This window comes from Achromobacter sp. GbtcB20 (assembly GCF_019091095.1).
GTDB classification, from domain to species: domain Bacteria; phylum Pseudomonadota; class Gammaproteobacteria; order Burkholderiales; family Burkholderiaceae_B; genus Achromobacter; species Achromobacter mucicolens.
Genome location: NZ_JAGXJZ010000249.1, coordinates 1 through 431, shown reverse-complemented (window position 1 = coordinate 431; position 431 = coordinate 1). Strand labels below are relative to the sequence as shown.

The window sequence follows — 431 nt, the reverse complement described above, 5'->3', positions numbered from 1 at the left end:
AGACCTTCAGGCCGTCGGGCAGCGCGGGCGCGGGCGCTTTGGCCGGCACCCGCTTCTGGCCGGCGGCGCAGACGGAGAAGCCCCCGCCCGCCTCGCGGCCGGTCAGGCCCCCCGCCAGGCGCGCCGCCGCGGGGGGCGCGGCAGGCCGCCAGGACCCCGCCGAGGGCCGGGCGCGGGCTGCCGCCCGCCAGCAGCACGGGGGCCCCGACGGCCGCCCGGACCGGGCTCGCACCCTGCGCCAACGCGGCGCCGGGAACAGAAGCCGCAAGCACAGTGGCGAACAGATTCGCGGCCACGTTCGCGCCCGGCGCACGCTTGTTCGAGTGCAGCCCCATTCGCATCCCCTGTGTCATTGTTATCGATGTGCTATGGTAAGCCGCCTTTAAAAACTTTCAATATGAACATCATTGCATAGGTTGCACCCTGAAAAT

The 431-nt window shown here is 71.2% G+C and carries 1 pseudogene; it reads right to left on the bottom strand.

The window, feature by feature from the left end:
• Positions 1-232, bottom strand: a pseudogene (locus KVT32_RS28830) (hypothetical protein); the annotation flags it as partial.
• Positions 233-431 lie beyond the last annotated feature (199 nt).